This is a genomic window from Collinsella ureilytica (assembly GCF_019795105.1).
GTDB classification, from domain to species: domain Bacteria; phylum Actinomycetota; class Coriobacteriia; order Coriobacteriales; family Coriobacteriaceae; genus Collinsella; species Collinsella ureilytica.
Map to the genome: position 1 here is coordinate 297,085 of NZ_JAIMFO010000004.1, position 15,146 is coordinate 312,230.

The following is a 15,146-nucleotide window of genomic DNA, read 5'->3' on the forward strand; positions in this document are numbered from 1 at the left end:
GCACGCCGCGCTCGAGCTAATACCTAATATCGAACACCAAAACCCATGTAAACAAAGCGTGCTGCAAACCACGGCTCACACGAGCGGCCTTCGTTAGTCAGAACGAACTTCAAAATTAAATCGAGTCTTATCTCCAGGAAAAGCTTCAATACTGATCTCAAATAGATTTCGGTCTGCGTCGTATACATAGCTTTTCATCATGGCAACTGCCGACTGCTCAGGAATTTTTAGCATCTCAGCAACTTTGACATGAGCAAGCTCCGCCCATACGGACCGTTCTGCAAGTGAAGGATGAACGGAATACAGCTCATCGAGGGTGGCATATAGAGAGTGCGCAGCAAAGTCATATTCGATAAGCGCAGGGAAACGATCAGCTGGCACCCATGTGCTCAGATACACTGATGGAGTACCGTCTACAAAACGCTGGCGCTCTAGGAAAAACCATTCCCCGCCGGAAGGGCATTTTCCATCTGCAACCCATTCCGGCAGAGTAGTTTTTTCAAATGTAAGAACCCGCGTCGTAGGCACATGCCCTAAGAGTAGCGTCTCTTGTGAAAAGCTAAGAATCTTATTTGCGAGGTCTCCCAGGTTGCGAGCTTTTACGAAGCTTCCACGCCCGCGCTCTCTCAATATGAAACCCTGCGACACCAATGATCCGTATGCCTGTCGTACCACAGGACGAGAGAGGGACAACCGATCTGCAAGATCCTCTTCTGTTGGTAACTTATCTCCCGGCTCTAGCTCGCCTTTTTTTATCGCTTCTATAATTGACGACTCAAGTTGCTTATACAGAGGGATCGGCAAAGATCTATCGATCTCGATGTAGCCAAACCCCATTGTCATCCACTCCATATCTGTACGCCTATATATCGTGCATACAGGATACGCTAGACAGCTCGAGGTCGGCCACAAAAGAAAGATCAATCCACTCCCTGCGCTAACTGAGCACAAGAAGCGGATTGATACATTACATTCAACGCATACCCAAACGCATGCATAATGCTTCCTGAGCTTTGTACGGACTTAGCTCCAATCATCATCCTGATAAGATGAACTCAGACGAGGTTCAAATTCACCGATCTGATCCCGTCCTGTAAGCAGCATGCGCTCAATCAAAACGTCAGCATCGCTTTCCCCTGCCTCAATCATGGAGACACATTCAATCAGCATAGGGAGATTAACTCCGAATACGACTCTCATGTCTTTGCGAGAGAGTGCCTGCACGGCAATTGACTGAAATGGACTCCCTTGCAACACGTCGCACAAAGCAATAATACGTTCACCTTCCGACGAACACTTCAGTGCCAGATCAACCTTGGTGTCTAACTCACGCTTTGTCTCTCCATCCTGAAACTCGACGACTTCGATATATGATCTTGATCCAAAGATAAGCTCGATTGCACTTACAAGTCCTGATGCAAACGTTCCATGGCCTATAACGACTAGCCTTATCATGGCATGCTCCCGACTGCGATGCAGGCGTTCAATGCTTTTACCTAAAGACCAACAGCCCTCCAACCAAACGCCTGTGATGAAATTCAGACACTACGCACGATAATGAGCAAGGAGTTCATCAGTTGGATCAATCCCGGTATCGATGTAAATACTTTTCGCACCAGCAGCAGCTAGATACTGAAATGGAACGGTAAAGAGTAAGGGACCGACCCATTTGCTCACGTTTTGGCTAAATACAAGATCGCGCTCATCGCTATCTATCTCTTGCGTTGTGAGCACGTGAACTCGCGGCGTGTATTTTTTAAACGTCTCCCGAAACGTCAACATACGATCAAATTCAGCCTCATCAGATCCAATTAAAATGATCGTCTGGTTATCTCGAATCGCCATAAATGGCCCATGAACATATTCTTCTAGTTCGTAGCCAATAACCGGGACTCTGAGCATTTCGCCAACTTTTAGAACCCCTTCAAGCATGGAACCGTAATCGATACCGTAGCCCAATATATAAATTCTCTCACTGCTCACCAAAGACGCTTTATTTCTCTCAAAGAAATTCAGGCTCTGTGTAAGAACATCTTGAAATCCCTGTAGGAGGTTTTTCAGTTCTTTCATTAGCTCTGTAAACTGCAATTCACTCAGCGTGCCACGATTATGAGCCACAGCAAGCGCCCAAAGATATACGCTCAATACTGAAACGGTATAGCCTTTCGTCTCTGGAGGAGTCAGCTCTTCTCCCACAAGCAAAGGCACCATTAGATCGACATACTGTGTAATCTTACTATGCAGATCTCCTGTTATCGCTACGGTTGCATATCCAAGAGAGTGCCCTTCTGCCATCGCACGACAGGTTGAAACAGAAGTGCCCGATTGGCTAATTCCAACAAGAAGCACGTTCTCGGGTGGTACAGTCCCAGCGCAACTCAAACGATCATAATTGCAAAAGACTGTGGGATAGCAAGCTTCTGCATCCATCCCTGCCAAATGCTGCATGTAATAGGCAGCAATCTGTGACACATTGTATGAAGTGCCCGATCCCAAAAATACAACCTTTTTAATATCCCGACTTTGAAGCAGCGAGACGAATGGCTCTGTAAATAGAGCTCTGCGGTCAAACACCTCAGGCAGCACTGTCGGCTGATAATTGATGTTATCCAATACCGTTTGCTTCTTCTCACCCATCATTGACCCCTTTATTTCTCATCTCATCCTGCTCAAATTTCAGACCTTCGCCGCCCGGTTGAAAAAGAGCCGTAATATCTTCTCGCTGCGCGTTTGGAATCATCTGATCATAGATACGAATTCCGCGAGATGCTAGCTCTGAAAACGCACGCACCTCTTGAGGAGAAACGAAAACCGTTTTTCTAATCTGCCGAGCGCATGGCTTGGTAGACATATTTCCTACAGTCACCTGTTGAACAGCAAATCCTTCATCTGCCATATCAACCAGAGGCTGCGGGGTGGCACATAGCACCATGACATTAATCCCACGATCAAGCCGTGCAGCAAGCTTTGTGGCTGCTTTTTCTGCGGTAAAAATTGAAAGCTTACATTCTCCAGGACAGCCAAACCTCAAGGCAGTCTTTCTCATTTCATCATGAGCAATACCGTCATCAACTATGACGATACGATCAACCGAATGATACGGAATCCAATAGCTGCAAACCTGTCCATGAATCAAACGATCATCTATTCGCACATCTACAATTGCCATAACTCTACCCTCCTCTACATAGCCACAGCGCCGCAAACACCCAACCCAAAACCAAGAATTACAAGAGCGGCAATGATTAGAGGTACCTTGATGTTGCGTTTTAGAGCGCCATACACTGAAAGTGTTGCAACAAGTGGTAGTAACTTTGGAATGATCTGATCAAGATATTCTTGGATGATGATTTGCATATCGCCAATAGCAAACGTCAGTGGGCAGGTAATCGAGACCCACATAGCAATCATGGTACCGATTGAAATAGCCCCGATAATCCCCGCGCAATGCGTAACGAGCTTCATTTGTCCACCACGCTCGAGCCGTTCAATCAGCTCGGATCCACGATGATATCCAAGCTGGACACCAAACCAGCGAACAAGCATATTGGGAACGTTAAAGACTAGAAGAAGAATGAATGGCGCTATAGGATTACCCTGCGCAGCAAAGCTTACACCGAGCGAACAGGCAAGAATTCTAAAGATTCCCCAAAAGAATGTATCACCGATGCCTGAGAGCGGTCCCATAAGCGAGACTTTGATCGCATTTACCCCAGACCTATCAATTGAACGATCTGCGGCGTACATTTCCTCCATTGCTAACGCGATACCCATAACAAATGTTGAAGGGGCGCAGGTCATATTAAATGCCGCCATATGACGACGCATAGCCTCCCGAAGTCCCTCATTATCACCTGCATAGATCTTGCGAAGCGGCCGACCAATACCATAAAGAAATCCAAGCGCCTGCATTCTCTCGTAGTTAAACGAAGACATGAGCGCAAGACTGCGCAAGGTTACGCTTCTAAAGTCTGCGCTGGTCAGCTTTGAATCAGGCTTACCCGTTACCTCTCGTTCATCCATAGCATTATGAGCAGTCATTATTTAATCCTCCCACTCTTCATCAGAGGCAATGCGAGACTGTGTAGACTCCCCCAAGGAATTAGGCTCTTGCACGTATACATTGCTTTCTAATGGACGAGGCGATCGCTCAGAACGAATCTGGAAAATGATGATCGCAATTGCGAGCGCCACGGCCGCCATTCCAACCATATTGATATCTGTACCGACAAATGCGGCAGGGATAAAGCCGAGGATGAAGTATGCCCACAAGGATCCATTCATGATGATTCGCATCAGCAGTGCAAAACCAAGCGCTGGAAGCAAAGCTGCGATTCCATTCAGACCACGCGACATCCAATCAGGAAGACCGCCAACGATTTGATCAATCAAGCCACTTCCGAAAAACATCAGCATGAATGTAAGTCCCCAGTACATCAGGGCTAACAGTACGGTGCAGCCAAGATGTATGAAAACCAAAGCCTTAAAGTTGAGACGCTCAACCTCACGATCTGCCAGCAGCATCGCTCCAGAAAACAGCGTCATGAGCAAGGTATTAACAAACTGCATAATGACTGAAACGGGAACACCAAACATAATCGCACTCTCAACACCGGTATTTGTAGCAAGTGCCACAGCAACGCCGATAGTTCCACCCGTTCCAATATCCAGGCCGGCTGTAGGTCCAATTGCAGTTGCACCCATCCACATAAGCTGCATCTGTGCACCGATGATGAGTCCTTTGGTCACATCACCGAGAATGAGCCCAACGAGAAAGCCAGTAACGATTGGTTCTCTCAATTTACACTCGCCAAGCACCTGGCCATCAAGCTGCGTTGCAACCACAACCAGTCCAATTAGTGCTGCCTGCCAGAAAGAAATCATGTGCACTCCTTCCATTCGGACACGGGCACCGTTAGTACCCTTCTTTCCGATGTCGGCATCTTCAGTATATTGTTATTACAATATTACATAATAAGAAAGTGGATAAACGGCATGCTTTACTCGGTACACGGTCTTTATTTTGAGAAAACAGGGTTTATTTCAGTACTTACCCGCGCGCAAACGGCCTACATACCGCGCTCGGCGTAGAGCGGATCATCTTGCCAAAGCGCTACAGCCTGAGCTCGATCTACACCGTTTGCTATACGCGCAAGCGTTGCTGGCACGTCAATAATCCGCTGGTTAGAAGAACCACGAAACCGCAGACTAATGTCATGAAGCTCTTGTACAAACGGGCCGTCAACCAAAATATCTGCAGTCGCCAGTATCCGATCAGTGAACTCGGTATGATGTCTGCCGCCCTCAAGCAGTTCTGCCTCCAGCACATCTCCGGTATAGATCCAAATGGTCTTGCCTGCGCTCCGTGAATACTCCTTGCGCACGCGCTCCAAAAAGTCCACCAAACCAGCCTGATTTTCGGGCTCCATGGGCTCTCCCCCGAGCACTGTAAGGCCATCAATATACGAAGGAGCAAGGCTCGCGATAATCTGATCTTCTACCTCAGGCGTAAAAGCTGTGCCCGCCTTAAAGTTCCATGCCGCCTCATTGAAGCAAAACGGACAACCACGACGACAGCCCGACACAAACAACGAGGTGCGCACACCCTCACCATTTGCAATATCGCAATACTTAATCGTGGCGTAATTCATCGTCACTCCCTTGACGACTTCCCTCATACCAAGCGGGGCTTGACCTCATCTCGATCAAAGCCCCGCATCGCAATACCTTCCCGTGCGTTTGAGATCCTAGAGATGCAGCACACGATCACGAATCTCTTCGGTGCGACCCTGATTCCAGAACTGGGTACCAATGTAGCCGCAGGTACGACGAGCAACATTGAGCGTATCTTGGTCGCGGTTGCCGCACTTGGGGCACTCCCATACCAGCTTATTGTCGTCTTCCACAATGGCGATCTCACCATCAAAGCCGCATTGCTGGCAATAATCGCTCTTCGTGTTTAGCTCCGCATACATGATGTTGTCGTAGATGTACTGAATCACGCGGAGCACGGCCTTGAGGTTATCTTGCATGTTGGGCACCTCAACATAGGAGATGGCACCACCAGGCGAGAGGCGCTGGAACTGACTCTCAAACGCCAGCTTATCGAAGGCATCAATATCTTCAGTCACATGTACGTGATAGCTATTGGTAATATAGCCCTTATCGGTCACCCCCGGCACAACACCAAAGCGACGCTGCAAGGTCTTGGCAAACTTATATGTTGTGGACTCCAGCGGTGTACCGTAGATGGAATAATCAATATCCTCTGCGGCCTTCCACTCGTTGCACTTCTCGTTCATGTGCTCCATGACCTGCATGGCAAAGGGTGTGCCAGCCGGATCGGTATGCGAAGCGCCCGTCATATAGCGCACGCATTCATACAGACCTGCATAACCAAGGCTAATCGTGGAGTACCCACCATAGAGCAGCTTGTCGATCGGCTCGCCCTTGTCCAAGCGTGCCAAGGCACCATACTGCCAAAGGATCGGCGCCGCGTCAGACAACGTCCCTTTCAGGCGCTCATGCCTGCAGCGCAGGGCGCGATGGCACAGCTCCAAGCGCTCATCAAAGATCTCCCAGAAGCGATCCTTATCGCCTTCAGAAGAAAGTGCCACGTCAGGCAGGTTAATGGTAACGACGCCCTGGTTAAAGCGGCCATAGTATTTGGGCTTGCCCGGCTCATAGTTGCCTGCTCGCGCCACATTGTCATAGCCATTGCCGGAGCGGTCGGGCGTGAGGAAGCTGCGGCAACCCATGCAGGTATAGGTATCTCCCTCGCCGGGCTTTTCGCCACGGGAGAGTTTGAGCTCGCGCATCTTTTTCTCAGAGATGTAATCGGGCACCATCCGCTTTGAGGTGCACTTGGCGGCAAGCTCGGTAAGATGGAAGTACGGCGTACCTTCGGCAATATTGTCTTCTTCAAGCACGTAGATAAGCTTTGGGAAGGCCGGAGTTACCCACACGCCAGACTCATTCTTCACGCCCTCATAGCGCTGGCGAAGCGTCTCTTCGATGATCATTGCCAGGTCGCGCTTCTCAGCCTCATCACGCGCCTCGTTCAGGTACATAAATACCGTTACAAACGGAGCCTGGCCATTCGTGGTCATCAGGGTTACCACTTGGTACTGAATGGTCTGCACACCTCGGCGAATCTCATCGCGCAGACGCTCCTCTACCACCTCAGAGATCTTCTCTGCACTTGCATCAACACCCAGACTCTCAAGCTCTCGCACAACCTGGCCGTGAATCTTTTTGCGGCTCACGTCTACAAATGGAGCAAGATGCGTGAGCGAGATGGACTGGCCACCATACTGGCACGACGCCACCTGGGCAATAATCTGAGTAGCAATATTGCACGCCGTAGAGAAGCTGTGCGGGCGCTCGATCAGAGTGCCCGAGATCACCGTGCCGTTTTGCAGCATGTCATCTAAATTCACCAGATCGCAGTTGTGCATGTGCTGAGCAAAGTAGTCAGAGTCGTGGAAGTGAATGATGCCCTCGTTATGAGCCTCCACTACCTCGGCAGGCAAAAGCACACGCTGTGTCAGATCCTTTGAGACCTCACCGGCCATATAGTCGCGCTGCACTGAGTTGACCGTAGGATTCTTATTTGAGTTCTCCTGCTTAACCTCTTCGTTATTGCACTCAATGAGAGACAAGATCTTGTCATCCGTTGTGTTCTTTGTGCGCTTTAAGCTCTGGAGATAACGGTAGATAATGTAGCGGCGAGCCACCTCAAAGCGACCGAGACGCATGAGCTCGTTTTCTACCAGGTCTTGAATCTCTTCAACCGAAACGGTATGACCAGCAACCTCGCAGGCGTCCTCTACATTGGCAGCGGCAAACTCAATCTCGCGCGGGGTTAAGCGGGCAGACTCTTGCGCTTCACGATTTGCACCCTTAATGGCATTGACGATCTTCTCGATGTCGAACTCGACCTCGGCACCACTGCGCTTAATGATCTTCACCGCAGATCCCCTTCCCACGTAGTTCCTCTACAGCGCAGATGCGAAACTCTCCTCGACAAAGCGGGAGAGCTTGAGATCCACGCGCTTCATTGATGTTAGGCCGCCAATCGGACAGACACGCGCTTGCGCAGATGAGGCGGCAGGTCTTTCAGGCTTTTCAGCTCTGAAAGACCTCTCTATGGTACTGCATTTAGCTCACCATATGCGGTAGGTTTTAGGGAGTCTCAATACTACATATTGTGTTTCGACAGGTAGAAGGGCTGAAATATCTGAGATTGATGAGGATGGCTTACATATTGTCTGAGACAGCTTGAATGTACGAACAAGCTTCTACCTGCAGCCATGCTCGAAGCGCATATTGCAAGCACATTTTGCCTTGATGGAACCTTCACGATTCAAAGGCTCTAGGGATCCTCTAGTAGCGGTAGAAAGGCCACCTGAGAATCGATTGAGCTTCGAAGCCATGCCGAAAACGAGCAAAGCGCTTTTACAACAGTGCTGCTACCGCTTTGCGTATAAAGTCTGAGCGATTCTTAGTCTTTGCATCAATAGCTGCAACCATCGACTCGGGAAATTTGATCGTAACTGACACTAAAGGCTCATCGGCCACAGCAGCAGGCCCCACGTGGATGCGCTCCAAACGGCCAACCCAAGACTCAGTTTCAAACTCTTGACACAGCTGATTAATATCGTCGTCCGTGATCACCGAACCGTTTGCAAGCTTATACTCCGCCACAGCTACCTCCTTCTGTTAGCAGCAGCTAAAAACAAAAAAGCCGGGAAAATCCCGGCTTTTACGTGGCGCTGGTGGGCGTTACAAGATTTGAACTTGTGACCTCTTCCGTGTCAGGGAAGCGCTCTCCCCCTGAGCTAAACGCCCAGCAGATCCACGCGCGCATAGCGCGGGAGCTACTATACCTGATCAGCTTGTAACCTGTAAAGGGCTCCGCCAGAAAAAGATGACCCGAACACCTTGGCAACCATGGCTTGCGTTTGCAATCGAAGAAAAGCTAACGGTCTTCCAGATGTGCATCCTTCTTCAAGGCTGTAAGTGAGTATTGACCGCTAAGCTGAGCGCTTGCGCGCCTTAATCTTCAAGGGATCCCGATAATTTTAATTTGCCGCTTGCACCCAATAGCTCAATCGCGTATATTACTTTCTCGCAAGCGGACATGGCTCAGTTGGTAGAGCACAACCTTGCCAAGGTTGGGGTCGCGGGTTCGAGCCCCGTTGTCCGCTCCATCGCATGTGAAGGGCCGGTTGAGAGATCGGCCTTTTTCATCGGCGACGTGGCCAAGCGGTAAGGCAGAGGCCTGCAAAGCCTTTACCCCCGGTTCGAATCCGGGCGTCGCCTCCATAGCATGCTCAAAGCTCAGGGGTAGCAAAATACCTCTGAGCTTTTTCGTTTTGCCTCTGATCTGCTGCAGGTGCCGTCACGACGGGCGCTATCACAGTAAACGTCGCCACGCTGCAGAAACCCTTTTGCGCATCATCACCCTGAGCACCTCGTATCATCACGCTGCGCATCATCACGCCTGTGCCAACGCTACACACACTCCTACACGTGCAAGACCCAACACACCCCTCACGCTACAGGATCGCGACGAAAAAGTTTTATGAGTCGCACGCAGGTGCCAGATTCAGCGTCTTTGCGCTTCATTACCTCAACGCGATCCATCAGCATGCGCATAAGCCGAATCCCTCTGCCCCGCTCTTCGCTCTCAACGGGCAACTCATCATCAGCAATCTCAAAACCACAGCCGCAATCGCGCACCTCAATAACTACACGATCGTCAAAGGCACGAAGTGTCAACAGGCAGCCAGAGCCATCGGTATGATCAAGCGCGTTTGAAAGCGCCTCCCCGCACGCCAGAGCCGTATCAAACTTCCCCTCTTCATCAAGGGGCAAGCCTACCAACAAATCCGCTACGCGCCTGCGGGAGGCACCCAAGTGCTCAACTCCAGGATGCACCCGAACCGTGCGGCTCCACCACGGCATGGCATCTTGCTCAAGCATAGGCACAGGCGGCCGATCCGCTCGCGTCACATGCAAAATATCGCTCAAGCGGGCAATCTGAAAAATACGTGCGAGCGGCTCAGATGCATTGGCGAGCGAAAGCATGCCGCCATAGGCAGCCATCTTTCGCGCATGACACAGCAGAAGCGCCAAGCCACTCGAATCAATAAAGCTGACATTTTGACACCCAATAAGCACACGGCGTACGCGCGCCTGAACCACCGCATTCAGATGCTCGCGCAAGGCAGGCACCGTCGTTAGATCAATGTCTCCTGCAGGCACGATGACCGATATGTCGCTAGCCTCACTCATACTGCTATGGTTCCCTAAGAGAGCCGCAATCAAACATCAACCTAAGAAGCTCACGCGCGCTCGCCTTCAACTTCTGAGCGTACATCGCCTACGCATCAATACCGTCGAGCCGTAAGGCAACCATCGCAACATCGTCGTCGAGCGAAGCGCCTGAGAAGGTATCGAGCTCGTGCAAAACCTTACGGCACAGACCATGCACGCCGGCAGCCGATTCATTCAATAAGATCTCACGCAGGCGCTGCTCTCCAAAAAAACCGCCTGCAGCGTCTCTCGCCTCAATCACTCCATCGGTATACATGAAAAGTATGTCTCCGGGCGAAAAGGTAAACGATCCGCTCTCATAGCGCATACTCTCAAAAGCTCCCACCACGCCTGATTGCGTAGTGAGCATCTCCACCTCCCCATCGTGACTCAACACCATTGAAGGGGGATGCCCTGCTGAGCAATACGCAGCAATACGGGCGCGAAGATCGATCTTGACCACAAAGACCGTTAAGAAGGCCTCAACCCGCGAGAAGGCCGTGAGCATGCGGTTGAGCGAGGAAACCATGCCAGTAGGCGTCATGCCCTCCCAAGCGTAGGCAGTAAGAGCTGTTGTTGCCATGGCAGACATGGAGGCCGATTCAACGCCTTTTCCCGAAACATCGCCTAAGATCATGACCGCACGCTCATCGGGCAAACGAAGCATCGTGTAAAAATCTCCTCCCACCAGCGCATGCTTTGTTGCAGATGAATACAGAGCATCAGCCACAATGCCTGGAACCTGAGCAAGTGAGCTTCTCATGCCAATCTGAAGGGTCTGAGCAATGCGCCGGTCGGATTCTTTGGAGCGTGCACCAACATCGATTGCCTCATAGTCGCGCATCAAGCGCTCAAGATAGTCAAACTCCACGTCATCGATGGGCTCTTGTCCTGCACGGCGAAGGAACAGCATCCGACGCCACGGACCGTGTGCGCCCTCGCCGCCAAAGGTTGAGCGACCCGTCCCATCTTCTCCTAAATCAATAAAAATACCCTGGTACGGCAGGCCACGTGAGGACAGAAGACACCCAGCTGGCGTACTGTGATCAACGCGCACCAGCCTCACAGAACCAGGCTCATCTGAAGCGCTTGTACTAAATGCACTGTGATCGTTTGGAATGCCCGTTATTGAAGCAGGTGTGCGCACCGAAAAGAAAATATCTTCTATGCTTCCAGAAAGTGCGAGACGGCAATCTGGGTCACACGCAACCGCTTGGCAATCAAGATCGGGATCATAGGCAACCGGATACACCTCACACCCAAGGATCTCGCAAACCTCGCGCAGCATGGCTGCTTGCGCCCCTGCTCGATCCGAGCCTGAGGCAAACAAGATATCGCGCAGACGATCAAGGGAGCGCGTAAGCTCACCAATCCGGCGCGCGCGCATGGCGCTCACCACTTCTACCAGCTCAATGGAAAGATAATCGCAGACTACCTCTAGCACGCTCACATCACTGGTGCGTGGAGTTGTTGGCCGCATCCAGCCAAGCTCCAAGATGCCTAAGACCTGTGTCCCAAAAAAGATAGGCACCGCAGCGAGTGTATGAAAGGGCGGGGCATCTTGCATGTGCAGCGATGCCGACTGCCTGGTATCAAGATCGTAGAGTGTGCCCATGCGCTTGCCCGACCCAGTAGAGACCACTGAAAGCCGGCGCGCCTCGCCCGCATGCAGCACATAGGTCGCAACGCCTGAGCCCAACGGAATAAAATCGGGAGGGCGCACCGCATCATGACTCAGACCTTGGGAAACCCCCCGGAGCTTAAAGCCGCCCGATTCTGCCAAATAGATGGTGGCTCCATCGGCATCTAAGGTATCGACCAGCTTATTTAAAACAGCATCTAAAAGATGGGGCATATCCTTTGTGCCCATAGTAGACATGATGATCGATAAGGTACCTGAGAGGCGCTTATTCGCCGCCTGCAGCTGCCCCAAGAGCCGACGTGTTTGCCGGTCGCGAGCATAATCTTCTTCAAGACTTTTGATCACCACAAGCAAGCGCTCACGATCGCGCCGCTCAGGAGCAAGTGCGAATCGCTTGCCAGCAATTTTTAGAGCACGAACCCGCACGGGCACAAAGGAGCCATCTACGAGCTTGAGCATTAAAGAATTATCCACTCCATCACAGCTAAACGGAGGCTTGTGATTCGAGCGCTCAAAGGCTTTGCTAAACAGGAGATCTTTAATGTCTGATCCCACAATACCCGCACGTCTACCATGCAAGATCCCCAAGAGCTGACGATTCACGTGCAATATCGTGCCGTCGCTTGCACAGAGAGCAACTGCGTCACTCGTAATCTCTACCAAGCGTGAGATCTCTGCGAACCACTTCTCTGCTAACGCTTCCACGAGCGCCTCCTCACGGGATAAGTCTTGCAAGATCGGCGAACGTATCTAGGTTACGGCAAAACGCGCTCGGTCGCACCCTCACGCGGATATGCCGTAGCGGCAAGCCAGCAGACTCAAATAGATTATTCCGTTGTGTTTTACCGTGCACGCGAGCGAAGTAGGCCTTTTACGACATCGATCGGGCTTAAGGCGCGCACGAGACGATCTTCGGGCACGTGTTGGCGCATAGCGCGCAAACATGCCTTATTGTCCCTACAAGAGAATGCAAATTTGCTGCCTTCGCGCGTAATAATGCAAAAGCGCGGCAGTACACGACCTCCAAAGAGTACGGAGACCTCTACATGGTCAATCTCAGTCCACGGAATCTGGATGAAGTCCTGCGGATTACGGTCATTATAGAACTCAAAACTCTTATCTCCCAAAAGCACCTTTCCATAAGAAAAAATGCCTGAAAGAAACGTGGCCGAGGCACTGTACTCAACCTTTGCGTTTTGAGACTGAACCATCTGGAACAACCTTCCCAAAATGTTGCACCGCCGCTCCCCTTCCGTATGCACGTGCATACCGAGAAACGAGAGCGACGGGCGAACCATAAAACTAAGAGCTCATGAGCTGTGAGCAGGTACAGGCGCTTTGAGCATGTACCTGCCACAAGAGGAAGCCTTCACATGCCAGCTTACAGATCTTACGTAAGCACAGGCTCTTTGAGCCAGACCTTACATCAAGCCAAGGAGACGACCGGCAATACCCACGACAAAAAGCGCCACGATAATCGCGATCGGGGACACCTTGCGCTTGAGCAAGAAGCAGCAAAGCAGAGTCAGACCAACTGCTGCCAGGCCAGGCACCAGCTGATCGAGGTTGCCTTGCAAGGTCGTGGTCTTAATCTGATCCAAGCCATTACGGCCAAGATCTGCATACTGCATGAGTGCCATTTGCAGACCCTCAGGCGTCACGCCACCGTTTGCAAGCGGCAGCTTTGCCCAGTCAATAAAGGCACCGGGCGACTGCTGTACCTGAGAAACAATGGGTGTAAAGCTAATCGACACCCAACGCTGTACGAGCGCGCCGATGATGAACATACCCAGAATCGAGGCACCCTCGGTGATGCGACCCATCAAACCACCAGAAAGGTCTTTGGTGATCGATGTTCCTACACGATACCCAAACTCCTGAGTCCACCAGAGGAAGGCCAAACGAATGATGTTCCACGCAAAGAAGAACAAAAGCGGGCCGGCAATATTGCCTGAAAGTGCAAGACCAGCACCCAAGGCGCCAAGGATCGGCCGAAGCGTAAACCAAAAGACAGGGTCACCGACACCGGCCAAAGGACCCATCATGCCGACCTTCACACCCTGAATCGTGGCGTCTTCCACCTGAGCACCGTTTGCACGATCCTCCTCAAGTGCAAGCGTCACGCCCAGTACGGGAGCTGACACGTACGGATGGGTGTTGTAGAACTCCATATGGCGCTTGAGCGCAGCAATACGGTCATCCTTATTGGGATAGAGCTTGCGGATCGCAGGGATCATCGCATAGCACCAGCCGCCATTTTGCATACGCTCGTAGTTCCACGAGCCCTGCAAGAACTGATGACGCAGACATGAGGACATCCTGTCTGCCCGGGTGAGGCGGATTCTTTTCTCATCCATGGTCAGACCCTCCTATTCGTAGTCATTCAAAATATCGCCGAGCGGATCCCCGGACGTACCACTGCTCTGTGCCTGGTTCTTGAGACCAAGATAAATAATGGCCAAAGAAACACCGATAACGCCCAGGCCGATGAGGGTCAGATTGGGGATCGTTGCAACCACGAAACCGAGGGCAAAAAACGGCCATACCTCAGCAGTAGACATCATATTGATGACCATGGCGTATCCCACTGCAGCGACCATGCCGCCGCCAACTGCCATACCGCCGGAGAGCCAGGCGGGCATAGCACGAAGGGCTTCGGTCACAATTGCGGGCGAAACAAAGCAAAGCGCTGCCGCAGGAACTGCAATGCGAATACCCTGCATAAGAATGGCAGCGATGTGCCATGCCTCAAGGGCAAAAATATTGCCCCTCGCGGCTGCTGCATCCATGGCGTGAACCATAGGAATAGCGAGGGTGCGGCCAATCATGGTCAAGAACAAACCAGCTACCGACAAAGGAATTGCCAGAGCAATTGAGGTCGTAATGGCAGTTGCGGGATCTGCCGTGCCACCGTCTAAGGCAAGCACCATAATGATGGCCGAGGCAACTGAGGCCAAGGCAGCATCAGGAGCCATAGCGGCACCAACGTTTGCCCAACCAAGGGCGATCATCTGCAGAGAGCCACCGAGCATAATGCCCTCAGTGGGGTGTCCTGTCACCAGACCAATAAGGGTGCAGGCAACGATGGGCTGGTGGAACTGCCACTCGTCAAGCACGCCTTCCATACCGGCCAAGAGAGCGACGAGAACGATCAGGATAATCGAAATCGCTGACATGAGGCCTC

14 protein-coding genes and 3 tRNA genes are annotated in these 15,146 nt (G+C 51.4%); 2 read left to right on the forward strand and 15 right to left on the reverse strand.

Going from position 1 to position 15,146, the window contains the following annotated elements; genetic code table 11:
* Positions 1 to 93: 93 nt before the first annotated feature.
* From K6V98_RS01370 to K6V98_RS01415, 10 genes are all read right to left on the reverse strand, one after another.
* The gene (locus K6V98_RS01370) at positions 94 to 852 is read right to left on the reverse strand and encodes a GntR family transcriptional regulator (protein ID WP_306792653.1); all 759 of its coding nucleotides are present in this window, start codon (positions 850 to 852) and stop codon (positions 94 to 96) included.
* Positions 853 to 1,023: 171 nt separating this feature from the next.
* A complete protein-coding gene (locus tag K6V98_RS01375; protein WP_222198725.1) occupies positions 1,024 to 1,455 on the reverse strand; it encodes a PTS sugar transporter subunit IIA in 432 nt (143 codons plus the stop codon).
* 90 nt (positions 1,456 to 1,545) lie between these two features.
* Positions 1,546 to 2,637 carry an SIS domain-containing protein gene (locus K6V98_RS01380; RefSeq protein ID WP_222198727.1) on the reverse strand — a complete coding sequence of 364 codons (1,092 nt, stop codon included), beginning with the start codon at positions 2,635 to 2,637 and terminating at the stop codon, positions 1,546 to 1,548.
* Positions 2,630 to 3,169 (reverse strand): PTS sugar transporter subunit IIB, encoded by a 540-nt coding sequence (locus K6V98_RS01385; protein ID WP_222198728.1) that lies wholly within the window; start codon positions 3,167 to 3,169, stop codon positions 2,630 to 2,632. The genes K6V98_RS01380 and K6V98_RS01385 overlap by 8 nt, the downstream gene beginning before the upstream one ends.
* Positions 3,170 to 3,183: 14 nt before the next feature.
* The gene (locus K6V98_RS01390) at positions 3,184 to 4,041 is read right to left on the reverse strand and encodes a PTS system mannose/fructose/sorbose family transporter subunit IID (protein ID WP_306792654.1); all 858 of its coding nucleotides are present in this window, start codon (positions 4,039 to 4,041) and stop codon (positions 3,184 to 3,186) included.
* Between the two features lie 3 nt (positions 4,042 to 4,044).
* Complete coding sequence (locus tag K6V98_RS01395; protein ID WP_222198729.1) at positions 4,045 to 4,884, reverse strand: PTS mannose/fructose/sorbose/N-acetylgalactosamine transporter subunit IIC; 840 nt, start codon at positions 4,882 to 4,884, stop codon at positions 4,045 to 4,047.
* 185 nt (positions 4,885 to 5,069) lie between these two features.
* On the reverse strand, positions 5,070 to 5,651 hold the full coding sequence (gene nrdG / locus K6V98_RS01400) for an anaerobic ribonucleoside-triphosphate reductase activating protein (protein WP_222198730.1): 582 nt from the start codon (positions 5,649 to 5,651) through the stop codon (positions 5,070 to 5,072).
* Between the two features lie 96 nt (positions 5,652 to 5,747).
* The gene (nrdD, locus tag K6V98_RS01405; RefSeq protein ID WP_222198732.1) at positions 5,748 to 7,970 is read right to left on the reverse strand and encodes an anaerobic ribonucleoside-triphosphate reductase; all 2,223 of its coding nucleotides are present in this window, start codon (positions 7,968 to 7,970) and stop codon (positions 5,748 to 5,750) included.
* A gap of 487 nt (positions 7,971 to 8,457) precedes the next feature.
* Positions 8,458 to 8,706, reverse strand: a complete 249-nt coding sequence (locus tag K6V98_RS01410) for a ribbon-helix-helix domain-containing protein (RefSeq protein ID WP_222198734.1) — start codon at positions 8,704 to 8,706, stop codon at positions 8,458 to 8,460.
* 69 nt (positions 8,707 to 8,775) lie between these two features.
* Positions 8,776 to 8,850: transfer RNA gene (locus K6V98_RS01415), tRNA-Val, on the reverse strand.
* A 286-nt stretch (positions 8,851 to 9,136) separates the two neighbouring features.
* Here K6V98_RS01415 and K6V98_RS01420 point away from each other — a divergent pair.
* Together K6V98_RS01420 and K6V98_RS01425 are read left to right on the forward strand one after the other, a co-directional pair.
* Positions 9,137 to 9,212, forward strand: a tRNA-Gly gene (locus K6V98_RS01420).
* Between the two features lie 41 nt (positions 9,213 to 9,253).
* Positions 9,254 to 9,327 (forward strand) — tRNA-Cys (locus K6V98_RS01425).
* Between the two features lie 228 nt (positions 9,328 to 9,555).
* Here K6V98_RS01425 and K6V98_RS01430 read toward each other — a convergent pair.
* The 5 genes from K6V98_RS01430 to K6V98_RS01450 all read right to left on the reverse strand — a co-directional run bounded on the left by K6V98_RS01430 (position 9,556) and on the right by K6V98_RS01450 (position 15,138).
* Positions 9,556 to 10,299, reverse strand: a complete 744-nt coding sequence (locus K6V98_RS01430) for an anti-sigma factor antagonist (protein WP_222198735.1) — start codon at positions 10,297 to 10,299, stop codon at positions 9,556 to 9,558.
* 88 nt (positions 10,300 to 10,387) lie between these two features.
* Positions 10,388 to 12,667 carry a GAF domain-containing SpoIIE family protein phosphatase gene (locus tag K6V98_RS01435; RefSeq protein WP_222198737.1) on the reverse strand — a complete coding sequence of 760 codons (2,280 nt, stop codon included), beginning with the start codon at positions 12,665 to 12,667 and terminating at the stop codon, positions 10,388 to 10,390.
* Positions 12,668 to 12,804: 137 nt separating this feature from the next.
* Positions 12,805 to 13,173 carry a DUF956 family protein gene (locus K6V98_RS01440; protein WP_222198738.1) on the reverse strand — a complete coding sequence of 123 codons (369 nt, stop codon included), beginning with the start codon at positions 13,171 to 13,173 and terminating at the stop codon, positions 12,805 to 12,807.
* 210 nt (positions 13,174 to 13,383) lie between these two features.
* On the reverse strand, positions 13,384 to 14,319 hold the full coding sequence (locus K6V98_RS01445; protein ID WP_222198739.1) for a PTS system mannose/fructose/sorbose family transporter subunit IID: 936 nt from the start codon (positions 14,317 to 14,319) through the stop codon (positions 13,384 to 13,386).
* 12 nt (positions 14,320 to 14,331) lie between these two features.
* The gene (locus tag K6V98_RS01450) at positions 14,332 to 15,138 is read right to left on the reverse strand and encodes a PTS mannose/fructose/sorbose transporter subunit IIC (RefSeq protein WP_222198744.1); all 807 of its coding nucleotides are present in this window, start codon (positions 15,136 to 15,138) and stop codon (positions 14,332 to 14,334) included.
* Positions 15,139 to 15,146 lie beyond the last annotated feature (8 nt).